Annotated in this window: 16 protein-coding genes; 12 read left to right on the top strand and 4 right to left on the bottom strand. The window is 66.3% G+C overall.

Annotated features, from left to right (window positions below; translation table 11 throughout):
• Positions 1–247 precede the first annotated feature (247 nt).
• From D3874_RS01415 to D3874_RS01405, 3 genes are all read left to right on the top strand, one after another.
• Positions 248–1,126, top strand: coding sequence for a CHAP domain-containing protein (locus D3874_RS01415; RefSeq protein ID WP_158595766.1), 879 nt, complete (start codon positions 248–250; stop codon positions 1,124–1,126).
• Positions 1,127–1,325: 199 nt separating this feature from the next.
• Positions 1,326–2,435, top strand: a complete 1,110-nt coding sequence (locus D3874_RS01410) for a wax ester/triacylglycerol synthase domain-containing protein (protein ID WP_119775667.1) — start codon at positions 1,326–1,328, stop codon at positions 2,433–2,435.
• Positions 2,348–2,947, top strand: a complete 600-nt coding sequence (locus D3874_RS01405) for a WS/DGAT domain-containing protein (RefSeq protein ID WP_119775665.1) — start codon at positions 2,348–2,350, stop codon at positions 2,945–2,947. The genes D3874_RS01410 and D3874_RS01405 overlap by 88 nt, the downstream gene beginning before the upstream one ends.
• Before the next feature lie 4 nt (positions 2,948–2,951).
• Here the strand turns inward: D3874_RS01405 and D3874_RS01400 are convergent, their stop codons facing one another.
• Together D3874_RS01400 and D3874_RS01395 are read right to left on the bottom strand one after the other, a co-directional pair.
• Positions 2,952–3,371, bottom strand: coding sequence for a GtrA family protein (locus tag D3874_RS01400; RefSeq protein WP_158595764.1), 420 nt, complete (start codon positions 3,369–3,371; stop codon positions 2,952–2,954).
• A 169-nt stretch (positions 3,372–3,540) separates the two neighbouring features.
• The gene (locus D3874_RS01395) at positions 3,541–6,201 is read right to left on the bottom strand and encodes a glycosyltransferase (protein ID WP_233559785.1); all 2,661 of its coding nucleotides are present in this window, start codon (positions 6,199–6,201) and stop codon (positions 3,541–3,543) included.
• Positions 6,202–6,709: 508 nt separating this feature from the next.
• Here D3874_RS01395 and D3874_RS01390 point away from each other — a divergent pair.
• The 6 genes from D3874_RS01390 (at position 6,710) to D3874_RS01365 (ending at position 12,790) form a co-directional block, all read left to right on the top strand.
• On the top strand, positions 6,710–7,621 hold the full coding sequence (locus D3874_RS01390) for a LysR substrate-binding domain-containing protein (protein WP_119775659.1): 912 nt from the start codon (positions 6,710–6,712) through the stop codon (positions 7,619–7,621).
• A gap of 220 nt (positions 7,622–7,841) precedes the next feature.
• Complete coding sequence (locus D3874_RS01385; RefSeq protein ID WP_119775657.1) at positions 7,842–8,252, top strand: helix-turn-helix domain-containing protein; 411 nt, start codon at positions 7,842–7,844, stop codon at positions 8,250–8,252.
• Positions 8,253–8,277: 25 nt separating this feature from the next.
• Complete coding sequence (locus D3874_RS01380) at positions 8,278–9,150, top strand: IS3 family transposase (protein ID WP_119775655.1); 873 nt, start codon at positions 8,278–8,280, stop codon at positions 9,148–9,150.
• A 147-nt stretch (positions 9,151–9,297) separates the two neighbouring features.
• Positions 9,298–9,948, top strand: coding sequence for a hypothetical protein (locus D3874_RS01375; RefSeq protein ID WP_147385480.1), 651 nt, complete (start codon positions 9,298–9,300; stop codon positions 9,946–9,948).
• Positions 9,949–10,040: 92 nt separating this feature from the next.
• Entirely contained in the window at positions 10,041–11,333 is a 1,293-nt protein-coding gene (gene gabT / locus D3874_RS01370) for a 4-aminobutyrate--2-oxoglutarate transaminase (RefSeq protein ID WP_119775651.1), read from the top strand.
• Between the two features lie 2 nt (positions 11,334–11,335).
• Positions 11,336–12,790: an NAD-dependent succinate-semialdehyde dehydrogenase gene (locus D3874_RS01365; RefSeq protein WP_119775649.1), complete on the top strand. Its 1,455-nt coding sequence runs from the start codon at positions 11,336–11,338 to the stop codon at positions 12,788–12,790.
• Between the two features lie 41 nt (positions 12,791–12,831).
• Here the strand turns inward: D3874_RS01365 and D3874_RS01360 are convergent, their stop codons facing one another.
• Positions 12,832–13,881 carry a Fic family protein gene (locus tag D3874_RS01360; protein WP_119775647.1) on the bottom strand — a complete coding sequence of 350 codons (1,050 nt, stop codon included), beginning with the start codon at positions 13,879–13,881 and terminating at the stop codon, positions 12,832–12,834.
• An 86-nt stretch (positions 13,882–13,967) separates the two neighbouring features.
• Positions 13,968–14,366: a phosphomannose isomerase type II C-terminal cupin domain gene (locus tag D3874_RS01355; RefSeq protein WP_119776648.1), complete on the bottom strand. Its 399-nt coding sequence runs from the start codon at positions 14,364–14,366 to the stop codon at positions 13,968–13,970.
• Between the two features lie 201 nt (positions 14,367–14,567).
• Here D3874_RS01355 and D3874_RS01350 point away from each other — a divergent pair, with 201 nt between their 5' ends.
• The 3 genes from D3874_RS01350 (at position 14,568) to D3874_RS01340 (ending at position 16,865) form a co-directional block, all read left to right on the top strand.
• The gene (locus D3874_RS01350; protein WP_119775645.1) at positions 14,568–15,371 is read left to right on the top strand and encodes a 3-deoxy-manno-octulosonate cytidylyltransferase; all 804 of its coding nucleotides are present in this window, start codon (positions 14,568–14,570) and stop codon (positions 15,369–15,371) included.
• Between the two features lie 76 nt (positions 15,372–15,447).
• Positions 15,448–16,299, top strand: a complete 852-nt coding sequence (gene kdsA / locus D3874_RS01345; RefSeq protein ID WP_119775643.1) for a 3-deoxy-8-phosphooctulonate synthase — start codon at positions 15,448–15,450, stop codon at positions 16,297–16,299.
• A gap of 14 nt (positions 16,300–16,313) precedes the next feature.
• Positions 16,314–16,865 (top strand): DinB family protein, encoded by a 552-nt coding sequence (locus tag D3874_RS01340; RefSeq protein ID WP_119775641.1) that lies wholly within the window; start codon positions 16,314–16,316, stop codon positions 16,863–16,865.
• Positions 16,866–16,990 lie beyond the last annotated feature (125 nt).

Below are 16,990 nucleotides of genomic sequence, written 5' to 3'. Positions count from 1 at the left end.
CGTAATCTCAAAACGACGACCGCCTCAGCTTTAGCAAGCGGTTGCGTGCCGTCGCAACATGGCATCGCGCAAACCTGCAATATCTTGTGGTTGCGCTGGTAAGGGGGGATGTCGAATCCCCCCATTTTGTTTAGGCGATTGAGGGTGGACAGGAATATTTCGGTTTGTTACATCGGGTTTGAGGGCAGTGCACAATTAAGGGGCAGGGGGCGAGATGGCGCAGAGAAGGACGGCTTTTGGCCGCGGCATGCTTGCGGCCATCGCAATGGCCTGTGTCTTTTCTCTCAACGCGCCGGCTCATGCCATCGAATGCGTCCCCTATGCCCGCCAGGTGTCGGGGGTGGCGATCATGGGCGATGCCTGGACCTGGTGGGGCCAGGCGCGTACCGCCGGCTACCAGACCGGCGGGCGCCCGCAAGAGGGCGCGGTCATGGTCTTCAAGCGCAGCGGCTCGATGCGCCGCGGCCACGTCGCCGTGGTTCGCCAGGTGGTCGACAGTCGCGAGGTCATCGTCGATCACGCCAACTGGGCCAGCCGCCGCAGCGGCCGCAAGGGCCGCATCGATCGCGGCGTGTCGGTGATCGACGTCAGCCCGCGCAATGATTGGTCGATGGTGCGGGTCTGGTACCCGATCGTCGACGACTACGGCACCAGCGTCTATCCGCTCTACGGCTTCGTCTATGGCGGCAGCGGCGACGTGCCCGAGATGGAAGCCGCGGTGGTCGAGGTCAAGGAGACCGTGCCCGTGGCAACGCCGTTCAGCGTCCGGCCCGATCTGGCAGCGCCCGGCACCCTGCAATCGCAATTCCACGGGGCAACCGTGCAAATTCGCGCCGGCAAGCCGGTGGTGATGGGCCGCCCCGTGGTGTCGGCCGGCGATCTGCCGACACCGCCCGAAGCGGTCGAGCCGGCCTGCCGCCCGACCGAACGGGCCGACGAGGCCCGCCGTCCGTCGCCGCGCAAGCCCCAACTGGTTTCGCTCAGCGCGCCCATGGCGACCCTGCCGGTCAAGCGGGTGGCGGTGAAGCCCGCGGCGAGCAAGATCTCCTCGGGCAAGCCGATGCGCGCGTCGCTCGCCGACGCGGGCCAGCCGCCCGCCCTGCCCAGTGTGAAGCCTACCCGCTGATCAGGCGGGCGTTTCTCTCAACCGTCCTGCCTGCGTAAGCACTCGCCCGGTTGCCGCGCCGTTTTGGCGCGGCCTTTGCTGCACCGCAGCGGTGACCGGCGCGGCGCATTGGCGTAAGGTCGCTTCCTGTTTGCTTGACATCATCGTCGCCGCCAGCGCCCGGCCAGGGACGTGGCGGCGGCCGCACCACGTATTGGCGATGGTTCGATGCCGGCATCCTCGCGCCCGCGTCGCGCCCCGTGAAGGAGACCGGATCGATGCACCAGCTCAGTGGTTTGGACCAGGGGTTCCTCTACCTCGAAACCCGAATTCCCCCATGCATATCGCCGGGCTGTGCTTCTACGACCCGTCGACCGCGACGGTGCCGTTCAGCTTCGAGGCGATTCGCAGCGGCGTCGAACAGCGCCTGCATCTGGCCCGCACCTTCCGCCAGCGCCTGGTCGAGGTGCCGTTCTCGCTCGACCGCGCCTATTGGATCGAGGATCCGGATTTCGACCTCGACTATCACCTGCGCCATGTCGCCGTGCCGTCGCCGGGCGATTGGCGCTCGCTGGTCACCATGTGCTCGCGCATTCTCTCCCACCCGCTCGACCGCACGCGGCCTCTGTGGGAATTCTACGTGATCGAAGGGCTGGACGGCATCGACTGGCTGCCCAAGGGCGCCTTCGCCACCCTGATCAAGATCCACCATGCCGCGATCGACGGCGTCTCGGGCAATGACATTCTGTTCGCCCTGACCGACCTGACGCCCGAAGGCCGTAATATCGAGCCGCCGCGCAAGCGCTGGGTGCCCGAACGGGTACCCTCGACCGTGCAACTGCTGCTGCGCACCGCGGCCACCGGCATCGCCGCGCCGTTCAAGCTGCTGGAACTGGTGCCGCGTGTCGCCTCGACCGTCATCACCTCGGTCGCGCGCCTGCCGCAGTACCGCGAGGATCCGCCGCCGGCCCCGTTCCAGGCGCCCAAGACCCCGCTCAACGTGCCGATCTCGCCCCAGCGGGTGTGGGACGGCACGGTGCTGTCGCTGGAGGCGGTGAAGCGCGTGCGCAAGGCGGTGGAGGGGGCGACCGTCAACGACGTGATCCTGACCATCTGCGCCGGCGCCCTGCGCCGCTGGCTGCAGAAGCGCGATGCCCTGCCCGAGAAGTCGCTGATCGCCTTCGCCCCGATCTCGGTGCGCAACGAGGCCGAGAAGGGGCCCTGGGCAACCAGGTCTCGGGCATGCTGGTCTCGATCGCGACCGACGTCGCCGATCCCCTGGCGCGCCTGGCCGCGGTGCACGAGAACACCCAGAAGTCCAAGAGCCTGACCAACGCCATCGGCGCCCGCAACCTGACCGACTATTCGCGCTTCGTGCCCTCGGCCACGGCGGCGCTGGCGACCCGGCTCTATACCAGGATGAAGGTCGCGGATGCCCATGCCCCGATCTTCAACTGCGTCATCACCAACGTGCCGGGCCCGCAGATTCCGCTCTACAGCCTGGGCGCCCAGATGACGGCGCAGATCGGCTTTGGCCCGATCTTCGACGGCATGGGCCTGCTGATCGCCATCTTCAGCTACAACGGCACGATCTCGATCGGCGTCAATTCCTGCCGGCGGATCATGCCCGACATCGCCGATTTCGTCGATTTCCTGGGCGAATCCCTGGTCGAGCTGGAAGCGGCGGCGATCGTCGCCCTGAAGGAGGAGGCCAAGCGGGCGACGCTCGAGAGCGAGGCCATCGCCAAGGCCGCGGCCGCCGAGCCGGTCACGCGGGCGCCGCGCCGGACCCGCCGCCGTCCCGGTGAAATCCCGCCGGTGGCGACCGGCGCCGCCGGCTGATCCCTCAGCCGGCGCGGAACACCAGGCGGCGCGCCGCCGCATAATTGAAGACGAGGCCCGCCAGCGAGCCGAGGACGACGGCGATGGCGGGCTCGTCATGGGCCAGCGGCCAGTAGGTCACCAGCACGGCATAGAGGGCGTAGTTCACCGCCAGCCCGCCCAACTGGCTGGTGGCGAAGACCAGCCATTGCCGGGCCAGGCGTCCGCGCTTGGCGTCGCCGAAGGTGAAGGCGCGGTTGGCGAAGAAGGTGAAGCTGACGGCGCACAGGAACGAGAACACCCGGCCGCTGTAGAGATCGAGGCCGAAGCCGTCCCGGGCCAGGTACAGCGCCCCGATATCGACCAGCGCCCCGCCCGCGCCCACCAGGGCGAAGCGCAGGAACCGGCTGCGCATCAGGCGCCGGGTGAGATTAGCGATCGGCAACGACCTTCTCCCGATCGTCATCCCGGCGAAGGCCGGGATCCATTGCGACATCGCGCGCTGCCCCAGGATGGATCCCGGCCTTCGCCGGGATGACGGCAGGGAGGACCGACCCTCCTCACCCAACCCTCTCCTCCGGGGAGGAGAGGGCTTCTTCCGGTGTCGCCCCGCCTCAATGCCCCGTGCCCTGCTGGGGCAGGCTGGCGACCGGGGCCTTGGCGCCGCGCACGGCGGCGGTGCGGCCGAAGGGCAGGAGGACGCGCAAGCCGGGCACCGCACTCATCATCGACAGGAGCAGGGCCGCGGCATAGGGCAGGGACTGCACCAGCAGCACCGCCACCCAGACATAGGCCTCGTGGTCGCGCGGGCCAAAGACCAGGCCCACGGCCGCCGCCGCCGCCCACAGGCACAGCATCAGCGTGGTTTCCTCGCGGGCATGGACCAGGCCGCGGATGGCCGCCGGCTTGTCTTCCAGCTTGGGCGTGCGCAGGAAGGGCTTTTCCTTCTTGAAGATGCCGATCAGGAAGGCCTTGCCCACGGTATAGGTCAGGGCCAGGCCGGCGATCGCCGCACCCGCGGCCTGGGTCGGCGTGCAGGGCACCCGCTTGGCATAGAGCGAGAAGGTATAGGCCAGCTTGAAGCCGAACACCGCCAGGGTGGGCACCAGGAACAGGGTGACCGGGAAGGCGAAGATTTCCGGGAACAGCAGCAGGCCGACGGTCCAGGCCAGGCCCGCCACGGTGAAGGCCAGGTTCATCGCGTCGGCCGCCCAGGGCGCCCAGCCCATGATGAAGTGATACTTCTGGGCGAAGGTGAGGCCGGTCTTCTTGAACGGGTTCAGCCAGCCCATGCGGCCGCGCAGGATCTGCATGGCGCCGAAGGCCCAGCGGAAGCGCTGGCCGCGATAGCCCTCGAAGCTGTCGGGGGTCACGCCACGGCCGAAGGGGTGGTTGATGTAGACCGACTTCCAGCCCGACTGCATCAGTTTCAGGCCCATCTCGGCGTCTTCGCAGATGGTCCAGGTCGACCAGTTGCCGACACCTTCCATCGCCTGGCGACGGATCAGGGTCATGGTGCCGTGCTGGATGATCGCATCACGCTCGTTACGCAGCACCATGCCGATGTGGAAGAAGCCGGCATATTCCCAGTTGATCATCTCCTTGAAGCCGTTGCCGGCCCAGTCGAAGTGATCCTGCGGCGCCTGGACGAAGCCGACCTTGGCCTCGTCGAAATAGGGGATGGTCGACTTCAGCCAGTCGGGCTCGACCAGATAGTCGCTGTCGATCACGCCCACCACCTCGGCGTCGGCCGCGGTCTGGGTCATGGCGAAGTTCAGCGCGCCGGCCTTGAAGCCCTTGCAGACTTCCAGGTGGAAGAAGCGGAAGCGGTCGCCGAGGAGTTCGCAATAGGCCTGCACCGGCTGCCAGATCGCGGGGTCCTTGGTGTTGTTGTCGATCACCAGGACCTCGACATTGGGGTAGTCGAGCTTGGCCAGGCTGTCCAGGGTCCGGCGCACCATCTCGGCCGGCTCGTTGCAGATCGGCAGGTGCAGCGAAACCTTGGGCCAGTGGCGGTCGCGCTCGGCGCCGGCGGGCAGGCGATAGGGCGTGAAGTGGCGCAGCATGCGCTTGGCGAACAGGCCCTCCGACAGTTCCAGCGCCTCGGCCAGGACCAGGGTGAGCAGGAACACCATGCCCAGCGACAGCAGCGACCACACGGCGATCATCGGGCCGTTCAGGTACTGGGTCGTGCCGTAGTGCACGGTCCACACCATCAGGTTGGCCGCGACCATCAAAAGGGCGCTGAACAGCAGCTTGCCCTGGGGCTTCAAGTTCCGCGAGCGGCGCAGGAAGTAGAGCATGGGCAGCAGGGCGACGACGGCGGCGATGCCGGCCAGCACCGGCCAGTTCTGGATCGCGACGACCTCGCCCGAGAGCGGGAATTTCAGTTCGCGGTCGGCATTGAAGATGCCCCAATAGGCGCCGGCCGCGCCTTCGATCCGCCGCTTCCAGGGCTGGTCGAAGGCTTCCATGATCGAGTAGTCCCAGCCGCGGGCACGGGCCATGGTCAGGAAGTCGCGGATGAAGGTCGCTTCGTTGTCCACGCTGGGGATGGCGCCGCTGCGCATCCGGCCGCCCGAGGGCCAGCCGATTTCCGAGATGACGATCTTCTTGCCGGGATAGGTGCGGGCGATCTGGTCATAGCGGCGAGCGACATAATCCAGCACCTGATCGGCCGGCACCTCCTCCCAGTAAGGCAGGATGTGTACGGCGATATAGTCGGTCGCCTCGACCAGTTCGGGATGTTCGAGCCAGACATGCCAAGGCTCGGCGGTCGAGACCGGCTGGTCGACCTCGCGCTTCACGTCGCGGATCATGCGGATCAGTTCGAGCACCGTCACGTCGCCGCGCAGGATGGCTTCGTTGCCGACCATCAGGCGCTTCACATTGCTGTTTTCGTTGGCAACGCGGATCAGGCCGGCGATCTCGGCCTCGTTCTTGTCGGCATGGGTGTCCAGCCAGGCGCCGGCGGTCACCGTCAGGCCATAGCGCGCGGCCAGGGCCGGAATTTCTTCCTGGCCCTTGGTGCTCGAGTAGGTGCGGATCCCCTGGGCAACGCCGGCCATGATCGCCAGATCCTCGTCGATCTGGGCCGCGGTGGGCTGCACAGCGTCTTCGGGATCCTGGCCGTCCCGGTGCGGATCGTAGGACAAGGCCTGGATGCTGCCTTCCCAATTGGTCATCGGCACCGGGCGGTTGACCCAGGCCCAGATGCCGGCATGGACGGCAAGAACCACAAGAAGAACGGTGATATTGACGGCGTGTTTGCGCATCTGCTGTTTGACCCGAAGGAGCGTCAGGGCATCAACCCGGGATGTGATCATCCGGTTCCTTCGCGGTCGCACCATCTTCGCGGACTTCCCGCACGCCCTTATGTGGCCGGCGCATAACGCGCCAACGGCCAGCAATACCGCGGGAATGCGAGGAAGATGAGCGGGACGGGACCGGTTGAAGGGCGGATGTGACGGAATGCCACGCCACGCGACTCATACGGCGGGCAGGCGATCGACCGTCACGTAGGCCACACGCGGGTGCGGCGCCTCGGGGAGGAGGCGTGATGCCCTCTTGAAGCACGTTGCCCGCCGCCTGGCCCCTGCGCAGACATGATGCGATGCAACGTCACGATTTCGCCGCAATTGCGAACGCCTGTCCAGATGGGGCAAAGCTGCTGACTCAATTTCCTGGTGCATTGCGGCAAGCGCGCCACAGGGGAGGGGGATTCCCCAGTGGCTGCCTGAGCGTGTAAGGTCGGCGCTCGTCAGCCCTGCGGTTTGCCATCCCTTGTCCCGCCGTCTTCCGCCACTCGTCGCCCTGCGTGCCTTCGAGGCCGTCGCCCGCCTAGGCGGCACGCGCCGCGCCGGCGACGACCTCAACGTCAGCCACACGGTGATCAGCCGGCACCTGCGCAACCTGGAAGCCTGGGCGGGCGTGCGGCTGATCGAACGCGAGGGCCGGGGGATCGTCCTGACCGCCGAAGGCCGGCGCTATTACGAGCGCATCGCCAAGGGCTTCGACGTCATCGCCGACGCGACCGAGGAACTGTCGCCCCGCGACAGCGGTGGCGAGATGCGCATCGTCTGCGTGCCGGGGCTTGCTGTGCGCTGGCTGACCCGGCGCCTCGCGAGCCTGGAAGCGGCGTTGCCCGGGGTCGAGATCATCCTCCAGCCGACCGACCGCTCGCCCGATTTTGCCAAGGGCGAGGCGGATGCGGAAATCGGTTTCAACCTCCGGGCGCTGCCGGGGCTCTCCCAGGTGGAGTTGTTGCGGCCCCGGTTTTTCCCGGTGGCAAGCCCGGTGTTCGTGGCGCGCCGCGGCCCCTTCGACGGCCCCGCCGACCTGGCGGTCGCGCCGCTGATCCACGAGGAAAGCCGGGAGCAATGGCGCCTGTGGCTGGCCCAGGCCGGGCTGGATCCGGTGCCACCGCTGCACGGCCCGCGCCTGTGGCACGCCGACGCCGCGATCGAGGCGGCCTTGCAGGGGCAGGGGGTGGCGCTAGCCAACGCCCTCCTGGTCGGCGATGACCTGGCCAGCGGCCGCCTGGTCGAGGTTCTGTCGACAGACGTCACCCTGGGCAGCTACAGCCTTTTAGCCCCGACCGCCGCCTGGGACAGCCGCAACCTGGTGCGGCTGCGCCGCTGGCTGGCGGATGAGTTGAAGGAAAGCGTCGCCGCGGTCGAGAGCACCGATTCTTAATCGTCATTCCGGCGCAGGCCGGAATCCATTGAGACGTCGCGCGCTGCCCCAGAATGGATCCCGGCCTGCGCCGGGATGACGGCATGGGGTGGTGCGTAAAAAGCGCCGCGAAAATAGGGAAAATAGGGGACAGACCACGTTGGAAAATAGGGGACAGACCTGGAGTGAACCCCTAGATTGAGTCAGTTAAATTGGGGACAGTTCTCGCTGAGGAGAACGCATGACCCGAGAGACGAGGCGGCGGTTCAGCCGGGCCTTCAAGCTGGCGGTGGTTGAACGATTGGCGGCGGGCGAGAGCGGTTCGGCACTGGCCCGGGAGTTGTCGATCAAGCGAGGACTGCTGTACCGCTGGCGGGATCATTTCCGCGCGGGCGGTGAACTGGCGCTGCGCCCGGGACCGGGACGGCCGAAGCAGGCGGAGGCGCGGATCCTGGCGGCGGCGCGGGGGCCGGCGTCGAGCGCCAGCGACCTGGAGCAGGCGCGCCGGCAGATCGCCGCGCTCGAGCGCAAGGTCGGCCAGCAGCAGCTGGACCTGGATTTTTTCAAGCACGCCTTGCGGCATCTCGAGGCGTCACGGCAGGCGAGCGACGCGCCTGGCGCGACGGCGTCTTCGCCTATATCCAAGCGATGACGCGCCGGCAAGGCGAGGGGCCGGGGTGACGGCCACGGTCGAGCGGATGTGTGCCCTGGCCGATGTCAGCCGTGGCGCCTACTACCGGGGCTGGGCCGAGAACTGTCCCGGCCGTGAAGAAACGGCGCTGCGCGACGTGCTTCAGCACCTGGCGCTGACCCACCGTCACTACGGCTACCGGCGGCTCACGGCCCTGCTCCGACGTGAGGGCTGGGCGGTCAACCACAAGCGCGTGGTGCGCCTGATGCGCGAGGACAATCTGCTGTGCCTGCGCAAGGCAGCGTTCAAGCCGGCGACGACGGACTCCCGACACGACTGGCGGCTCTGGCCGAACCTGGCGCGCCGGCTGGTCCCGCTGGCGGTCAACCAGCTTTGGGTGGCCGACATCACCTATGTCCGGCTGGCCGAGGCCTTCGTCTACCTGGCGGTGGTGCTCGATGCCTTCAGCCGCAAGGTCGTGGGCTGGGCGATGGCCGACCACCTGCGGGCCGAACTGGCCCTGGCAGCCTTGCAGATGGCGCTCGACGGCCGAGAGGTGCTTCCCGGCGGGCTGGTGCACCATTCCGACCGGGGCGTCCAATATGCCTGCGGTGATTACATCGAGCGCCTGCAAGCCCACGGCATCCAGCCCAGCATGAGCCGGGCCGGCTGCCCTTACGACAATGCCATGGCCGAGAGTTTCATGAAGACGCTGAAGCAGGAAGAGGTCGACGGCGGCGACTACCGTGACCTCGGGCACGCCACGGCCGCTATCGGCGAATTCATCGAAGCGGTCTACAATCGGCAACGGCTCCACTCGGCGCTGGCCTATACCTCGCCGGTGGAGTTCGAAACCCGGTCAAGCCCTCAGGCTGCTGCGCAGCAGCCTGAGGGCTTGGTCACAACCAACTGTCCCTGATTTGACTGACTCACCGAGGGGGTGCAGTCCACCCTGGTGACTAGACGCGGCAGGGTGTTCATCAGCGCGGGCAGCCTGCTGTGCCTCCTGATGGCTATCCTGGGGTGGGTCTACATCGATCGGGTCGGGTCTCAGGGAAAGACCCTGATGGCGATGCTCATCGCTCTCCTGTTGTTCCCCAGCATTGGATTTCCAATTTTGTGGCTTGCTCAACGTGGCCGGTTCTACAGGCCACGCAGATCCTTCCCTGGCTTTCGCGGCTCGCGAAGGTTTGTTTTCTTGGCCACGCTGCCGTTCGTGGGTTTCGCAATTCTGTTTTTATTCCAGCTCCCAGTCGGCAAGGCTGTCGGCGCGGGCATCGCATCGGGAGTGCTGCTGCTGCCCCTCTATTTCCGGAGCCGGCTGCAACAGCGAACAGGTGTGTTCGTCTCGATCGATGCCGTTGAGATGCTGCGGGCCAAGAACCTTCTTGGTCAGGAAGTCGTGCGCATGGCTCTTGCTGGTTCGGGAAGCCGCAAGGGCGGCACAACTTCAGCCGCATTCGCCCTTCTCGATGACGGCTATGCCTTCTTCTGGGAAAGCGATGGCCGCGAGAAAAGGCGTGTGCGGCGCCATTTTCACGATCTTCGAGCGTTCGGCGCGATCTCGCCTTTCCATGTCGTCACGCGCTTCGCTGAAGGGGAGGAGGACGTGATCAGTTTTCATGTGCCCGCCTATCTCTCCTCAGCAACTCTCCTTCGGGCAGTACTCGAGGGGCTTGATGATTACATCGAAGGGCCCGGGCCTATCGGTGCCTAAAACGCACCAATCCTTGCAATAAATCTCCTATTCGCGGGTATCGTCCGGCCTCACGCTCCTGGCCGTCCAACACCAGCGGGGAGCCTTGTCCGATGTCCAAGAACGCCGAACTCTTTGCCCGGCGCGAGCGCGCTATTCCGCGCGGCGTGTCGATCGCCTATCCGGTGTTCGCGGCCAAGGCCGAGAATGCGGAATTGTGGGATGTCGACGGCAATCGCTATGTCGACTTCGCCGGCGGCATCGCCGTGCTGAACGTCGGCCATCGCCATCCCAAGGTGATCGCCGCGGTCGAGGAACAGCTCAAGGCGTTCACCCACACCGCCTTCCAGATCACCCCCTACGAGCCCTATGTCGAACTGGCGGAGCGGCTGAATGCGCTGGCCCCGTTCAAGGGCCCGGCCAAGACCATCTTCTTCACCACCGGCGCCGAGGCGACCGAGAACGCGGTGAAGATCGCCCGCGCCCATACCGGCCGTTCGGCCGTCATCGCCTTCGCCGGCGCCTTCCACGGCCGCACCATGCTGACCATGGCCATGACCGGCAAGGTCCTGCCCTACAAGAAGAAGTTCGGCCCGATGCCGAGCGAGATCTATCACATCCCCTTCCCCATCGCCGATCACGGTGTCACCGTGGCCGACAGCCTGCGCGCGCTGGAATTCCTGTTCCGCGCCGATGTCGAGCCCAGCCGCGTCGCCGCCATCATCATCGAGCCGATCCAGGGCGAGGGCGGCTTCTATGCCGCGCCCACCGAGCTTTTGGTCAAGCTGCGCGAGATCTGTGATGCCCATGGCATCGTCCTGGTCGCCGACGAGGTCCAGACCGGCTTTGCCCGCACGGGCAAGATGTTCGGCATCGAGCATTCGGGCGTCGAGCCCGACCTGGTGACGGTGGCCAAGTCCCTGGGCGGCGGCTTCCCGATTTCCGGCGTGATCGGCCGGGCCGAGATCATGGACGGCGCCGAGCCGGGCGGCCTGGGCGGCACCTATGCCGGCCCGCCGATCGCCTGCGCTGCGGCGCTCGCCGTGCTCGACGTCATTGCCGAGGAGAAGCTGCTGGACCGGGCCGATGCGATCGGCGAGCGGATCAAGGCGCGCGTCGCCAGGATCGCGACCCGCAACGACGTGGTGCCGATCACCGCGATCCGCGGCCCCGGTGCCATGATCGGCTTCGACATCGTCAAGTCGCGCGGCGCCTACGATCCCGACGGCGACGCCACCAAGCGGGTTACCACCGAGGCGCTGAAGGCCGGGCTGATCCTGCTGTCCTGCGGCGTCCACGGCAATGTGATCCGCGTGCTGGTGCCGCTGACCGCCTCGGACGCGATCCTCGACGAAGGCCTCGACAAGCTCGAGAAGGCCCTGGCCGCCGCTCACGTGGGTGCCTGATCATGACTCTTGTACTGACTGATCCGGGCCTCCTGGAGACCCGGTGCCTCGTCGACGGCGTTTTCGTCGGTGAGGCCGTGGATGCGGTGGAAAACCCGGCCACCGGCGCCCTGATCGCCCGGGTGCCGCGTTTCGGCGCGGCGCAGGCGACGCAGGCCGTGGATGCCGCCGCAAAGGCGTTCAAGCCCTGGGCGGCGAAGCTCGCCAAGGAACGCTCGATCATCCTGCGCCGCTGGTTCGACCTGATCATCGCCAACCGCGAGGACCTGGCCCTGATCCTGACCGCCGAACAGGGCAAGCCCCTGGCCGAGGCGCGGGGCGAGATCGACTATGCCGCGTCCTATGTCGAGTTCTATGCCGAGGAAGCCAAGCGCATCAACGGCGAGACCATCCCCTCGCACCGCCCCGACGCGCGCATCATCGTGACGCGCCAGCCGGTCGGCGTGGTCGCCGCGATCACGCCGTGGAATTTCCCCGCCGGCATGATCACGCGCAAGCTGGCCCCCGCACTCGCCGCCGGCTGCACCGCGGTGGTGAAACCGGCACCGGAGACGCCGCTGAGCGCGCTCGCCCTGGCCGTGCTGGCCCAGCGGGCCGGGATTCCGGCCGGTGTGTTCAACGTCATCACCGGCGACGCCCCGGCGATCGGCGGCGTGCTGACCAGCCACCCGGCCGTGCGGGTGGTGGGCTTCACCGGCTCGACCGAGGTCGGTAAGCTCTTGATGCGCCAGTCGGCCGGCACGGTGAAGAAGGTGGCGCTGGAACTGGGCGGCAATGCCCCGTTCATCGTCTTCGACGACGCGGACCTGGATGCGGCGGTCGAAGGCGCCATGATCTCCAAGTTCCGCAACATGGGCCAGACCTGCGTCTGCGCCAACCGGCTCTATGTTCAAGGCGGGGTCTATGACGCCTTCGTCGCCAAGCTGGCCCAGAAGGTCGCCGGCCTGGTAGTGGGTGACGGTGCTACGGCCAATGTCACCCAGGGCCCGCTGATCACCGCGGAAGCGGTCGACAAGGTGGAGCGGCACCTGGCCGATGCCACCGCCAAGGGCGCCCGTGTGGTAGTGGGCGGCAAGCGCCATGCCCTGGGCCGCACCTTCTTCGAACCCACCGTGGTTTCGGGCGTCACCCGCGACATGGCGGTGGCGCGCGAGGAAATCTTCGGCCCCGTGGCCCCGGTGTTCCGCTTCGAGACCGAGGCGGAAGTGATCGCGGCGGCCAACGACACGGAATTCGGCCTCGCGGCCTATTTCTACAGCCGTGACGTGGGCCGGATCTTCCGCGTCGCCGAGGGCCTGGAATACGGCATGGTCGGGATCAATTCCGGCCTGCTGTCGTCTGAACTCGCCCCCTTCGGCGGCATCAAGGAAAGCGGCAACAGCCGCGAAGGCAGCCACCACGGCATCGCCGAATTCGTCGACATCAAATACCTGCTGGTCGGCGGCCTGGACCGCTGAAGTGATCGTGGCGACCACGGCTTCAAGGCCGTGGTCGGTCATCAGGACAGGCTGTACCAGGCGCCGCGACCGCTGCCGTGCAGGACCACAAGGCTCCGTTCCACCAGCGCCCTGAAGTGCGGTTTCAGGGTATTTCGGTTTGCACCCGTGACGGTTACAGCTTCGGCGATCGTGATGCGGCCGTGCCGCCGGATATGGTCGATAATCCGGATGGAGAGTTCGGGTAACTTGGCAAGTAGCAGCTTTTCCCGCTCGATCTTGTCTTCCAGGTGCCGCACTTGGCGGTGCAGCGCGCCCAGGAAGTACCGCAGCCATGGCGTCCAGTCCGGTGCATCCGACCGGATCGTCGCCTGGGTCTGGCGCAGGGCGAGATAGTAGCCCTCCTTGCCGTGCTCGATAATGCTTTCCAGCGAACTGTAGGGGACATAGGCGTAGCCGGCCCGCAAGAGCACGAGCGTTGTGAGGATCCGGCTCAGTCGTCCATTACCGTCTTGGAACGGATGAATCTCCAGGAACACCACGACAAGGATACCGATCGCCAGCAGGGGATGCAGCGTATGTTCCCTGATTGTGTCGTTGTACCAGGTGACCAACTCGGCCATCAGTCGCGGCGTGTCGAAGGGGCTTGCCGTTTCAAACACGGTCGCGATCTGCCGACCGGTGGGATCAAACGCGGCGACACTGTTGGACGCGGTCTTGTAGCTGCCCCGATGCCAGTCATCCTTCTCACTATGGCGCAGAAGGTTGCCGTGGAGTTGCTTGATATGATTCTCGGTGATCGCGATTTCTGGCCAGGCGGTAAAGATGGTTTCCATCACCTCGGCATAACCGGCCACCTCCTGCTCATCGCGGGTTGCGAAGGCGTTGATCTCAAGGCCGGACAATAGTCGCTCGATCTCGCGGTCGGATAGCCTGCTGCCCTCGATCCTGGTCGATGAACCGATGCTCTCGATCGTGGCGACCCGACGCAAGGCCGACAAGCGTTCAGGGGCCAGCGTGCCCAGCGTGCGCCAAGCGCCCTTGAACTCGTCGATCTTAGAGACGAGCAACAAGATTTCGGGCGTGATGGACAAGGATGAGATATTGATCATCACCCATTTCTACACCCATTAACACCCATTTTCCAACCGGCAGACACCCATTTACACCCAATAAAATTGGGCCGCGGTGATGACCGCTACGGCGCAATCCGGCCGTAGTCGTCGGACAGGCGGACGATGTCGGCTTCGTCCAGGATGTCGCCACGCTGGATCTCGATGAAGATCAGGGTCTTGTCGCCGGTATTGGTGATCCGGTGGGTCGCCAGCGGCGGGATGTGGACATGCGAGCCGGCGGAGACGGCGATGGGTTGGTCGGCCACCTCGACCAGGCCCGTGCCGGTGACGATGGTCCAATCCTCGGCCCGGTGATGATGATACTGCAGCGACAGGCGCTGGCCGGGTTCGACCGTCACCCGCTTGACGATGAAGCCGTCGCCGATATCGAGCACCGCCCAGGTGCCCCAGGGGCGCGTCGCCGCTTCGCCCTGGCGATAGACGACGACCTGCTCGACCACCGGGATTGGCCGGTTCGCCATGATGCTCTCCCCCATCGCCTCACTGTTGCCGCCATTGCAGATGGCCCCGAAGAGCAAGTCAAGCGGATCGAAGGACAATCCAGGCGGGAACCGGGGCCCGATCCCCCGGGATGGGAAGCGTTGACAGGGACCGGGGCGACACCATAAACGCTAGACCGGCCCGCAGCCCCGTCCGCTGCCCCTGTTGCCAAGGAGACAAAGATGCCACGTGCCGCCATCATCATTCCGGCGCGTTTCGCATCGAGCCGCTTTCCCGGCAAGCCGCTGGCGGTGCTGAAGGGCGCCTCGGGGCAGGCGCGCACGCTGCTGGAGCGCACGATCATGGCCGGGCGCCGGGTCGACGGCATTTCGTCGATCCATGTCGCGACCGACGACCGCCGCATCGCCGCCGAGGCGGAGCGCCTGGGCGCTGCCGTGGTGATGACCGCCGAATCGTGCCGCAACGGTACCGAGCGGGTGGCGGAGGCGGTCGCCACGCTGGGCCTCGATGCCGAGATCTTCATCAACCTGCAGGGCGACGCGCCGCTGACCCCGCCCTGGTTCGTCTCGGACGTGCTGGCGGCGATGATCGTCAACCCGGAAGCCCAGGTGGCGACGCCGGTGCTGCGCTGCGATGCCGAGGCGCTGGAAAATTTCATGGCCGATCGCAAGGCGGGCCGCGTGGGGGCCACCACGGTCGTGACCAACACCCTGGGCAACGCCATGTATTTTTCCAAGGAGGTCATCCCCTATACCGATGGCCGTTCGGTGGTCGATGGCGTGGTCCCGGTGTTTCACCATGTCGGCCTCTATGCCTATCGGCGCGAGGCGCTGAACGCCTATGCCGGTTTCCAGCCGATGCCGCTCGAAAAGCTCGAAGGGCTGGAACAGCTCCGCTTCCTGGAAATGGGCTGGCCGATCAAGGCGGTCGAGGTCGAGGCGCGCGGCCATTCGTTCTGGGAGTTGAACAACCCGCAGGACGTGCCCCTGATCGAGTCCTACCTGGCGCGCATGGGCGTCGACTGACGCCGCTCGATCATGGCAATGGCCCCGGGGAAGGCCTATATAGGGCGCGACCCGTTCGTTTCAGCCGGATGACGCCATGCTTCTCGACAACGCCGCCCCGCAACGCCATGTGAAGGTCGGCTCGCTTACCATCGGCAACGACCTGCCGCTGACCCTGATCGCCGGGCCCTGCGCCATGGAGAGCCGGGCCCATGCGCTGGAGATGGCGTCGGCACTGAAGGAAATCTGCGCCCGCGTCGGCCTGGGCCTGATCTACAAGTCATCCTTCGACAAGGCCAACCGCACCTCGGTCAAGTCCAACCGCGGCCTTGGCATGGACGTCGCCCTGGAGATCTTCGCCGAGATCAAGGAGAGCCTGGGCCTGCCGGTGATCACCGACGTGCACCTGCCCGACCAGTGCAAGCCGGTGGCCGAGGTGATGGACGTGCTGCAGATCCCCGCCTTCCTGTCGCGCCAGACCGACCTGCTGATCGCGGCGGGCGAGACCGGCCGGGCGATCAACGTCAAGAAGGGTCAGTTCCTGGCCCCCTGGGACATGAAGAACGTGGTCGCCAAGATCGATTCGACCGGCAACCCCAATACGCTGGTGTGCGAGCGCGGCGCTTCCTTCGGCTACAACACGCTGGTCTCGGACATGCGCTCGCTGCCGATCATGGCGAGCGAGACCGGCTGTCCGGTGGTCTTCGATGCCACCCATTCGGTACAGCAGCCGGGCGGCCAGGGCGGCACCTCGGGCGGTGATCGCCGCTTCGTCGAGCCGCTGGCCCGCGCCGCGGTGGCGATCGGCGTCGCGGCCGTGTTCATGGAAACCCACGAGGATCCCGACAATGCCCCCTCGGACGGCCCCAACATGGTGCCGCTCGACAAGATCGAGGCCGTGCTCAAGGGCCTGGTGGCCCTCGACCGGCTGACCAAGAACGGGCACTGAGGGCGCCGCCGCCCATGGATCTGGTCAGCCATTTCCGGCACATGGCGCGCAACAATGCCTGGTCGAACGAGCGGCTGCTGCGCACCTGTTTGCACCTGTCCGATACCGAATTCGCGGCGGAACGTGTCGGGTTCTTTCCGTCCCTGCAGGCGACCCTCAACCACATCCTGATCATCGACCGCTTCTATGTCGAAGGGCTGGAGGGCGGGGTGCCGACCTATGCCCATTTCGAGAACGAGATCCCGTGCCCCAAAGCTGCCGACCTGATCGAGGCGCAGCGCGCCGTCGACCGCCGGCTGATCGCCCTGTGTGATGCCCTGGATACCGCGGGCCTGACCCGTGCGGTGCGCCTCGACCGCGGCGCCAAGGGCATGGATATCGAAACCATGGGCCCGGTGCTGGCGCACCTGTTCGTGCACCAGATTCATCACCGCGGCCAGGCCCATGCCATGCTCAGCAGCACAAGGGTGGCGCCGCCGCAGCTCGACGAATATTTCCTCGACTACGACGCCCCGCTGCGCGATCCCGACCTTCGCGACTTCGGCCTGCCGCCGCTCTCGGCTTGAATTGGATCAATTCCAAACCAGCCGCGATGCCCGGCCCCATCCGCCTGTAAGTTGTGCCGAAGTTGTCGTATGATGAGATCCATTCCAAATTCGGAAAAGTCCGGCGTCGGTAAACGGGCGTAAGG

The sequence above is a fragment of the Oleomonas cavernae genome, from assembly GCF_003590945.1.
GTDB classification, from domain to species: domain Bacteria; phylum Pseudomonadota; class Alphaproteobacteria; order Zavarziniales; family Zavarziniaceae; genus Zavarzinia; species Zavarzinia cavernae.
This window is presented reverse-complemented; position numbering and strand designations above follow the sequence as displayed.

Coding starts and splice junctions, on each gene's coding strand:
- D3874_RS01415 (WP_158595766.1), top strand. CDS start 248: ATGCTTGCGGCCATCGCAATGGCCTGTGTCTTTTCTCTCAACGCGCCG.
- D3874_RS01410 (WP_119775667.1), top strand. CDS start 1,326: ATGGTTCGATGCCGGCATCCTCGCGCCCGCGTCGCGCCCCGTGAAGGA.
- D3874_RS01405 (WP_119775665.1), top strand. CDS start 2,348: ATGCTGGTCTCGATCGCGACCGACGTCGCCGATCCCCTGGCGCGCCTG.
- D3874_RS01395 (WP_233559785.1), bottom strand. CDS start 6,201: ATGCGCAAACACGCCGTCAATATCACCGTTCTTCTTGTGGTTCTTGCC.
- D3874_RS01385 (WP_119775657.1), top strand. CDS start 7,842: ATGACCCGAGAGACGAGGCGGCGGTTCAGCCGGGCCTTCAAGCTGGCG.
- D3874_RS01375 (WP_147385480.1), top strand. CDS start 9,298: ATGGCGATGCTCATCGCTCTCCTGTTGTTCCCCAGCATTGGATTTCCA.
- gabT (WP_119775651.1), top strand. CDS start 10,041: ATGTCCAAGAACGCCGAACTCTTTGCCCGGCGCGAGCGCGCTATTCCG.
- D3874_RS01365 (WP_119775649.1), top strand. CDS start 11,336: ATGACTCTTGTACTGACTGATCCGGGCCTCCTGGAGACCCGGTGCCTC.
- D3874_RS01360 (WP_119775647.1), bottom strand. CDS start 13,881: ATGATCAATATCTCATCCTTGTCCATCACGCCCGAAATCTTGTTGCTC.
- D3874_RS01355 (WP_119776648.1), bottom strand. CDS start 14,366: ATGGCGAACCGGCCAATCCCGGTGGTCGAGCAGGTCGTCGTCTATCGC.
- D3874_RS01350 (WP_119775645.1), top strand. CDS start 14,568: ATGCCACGTGCCGCCATCATCATTCCGGCGCGTTTCGCATCGAGCCGC.
- kdsA (WP_119775643.1), top strand. CDS start 15,448: ATGCTTCTCGACAACGCCGCCCCGCAACGCCATGTGAAGGTCGGCTCG.
- D3874_RS01340 (WP_119775641.1), top strand. CDS start 16,314: ATGGATCTGGTCAGCCATTTCCGGCACATGGCGCGCAACAATGCCTGG.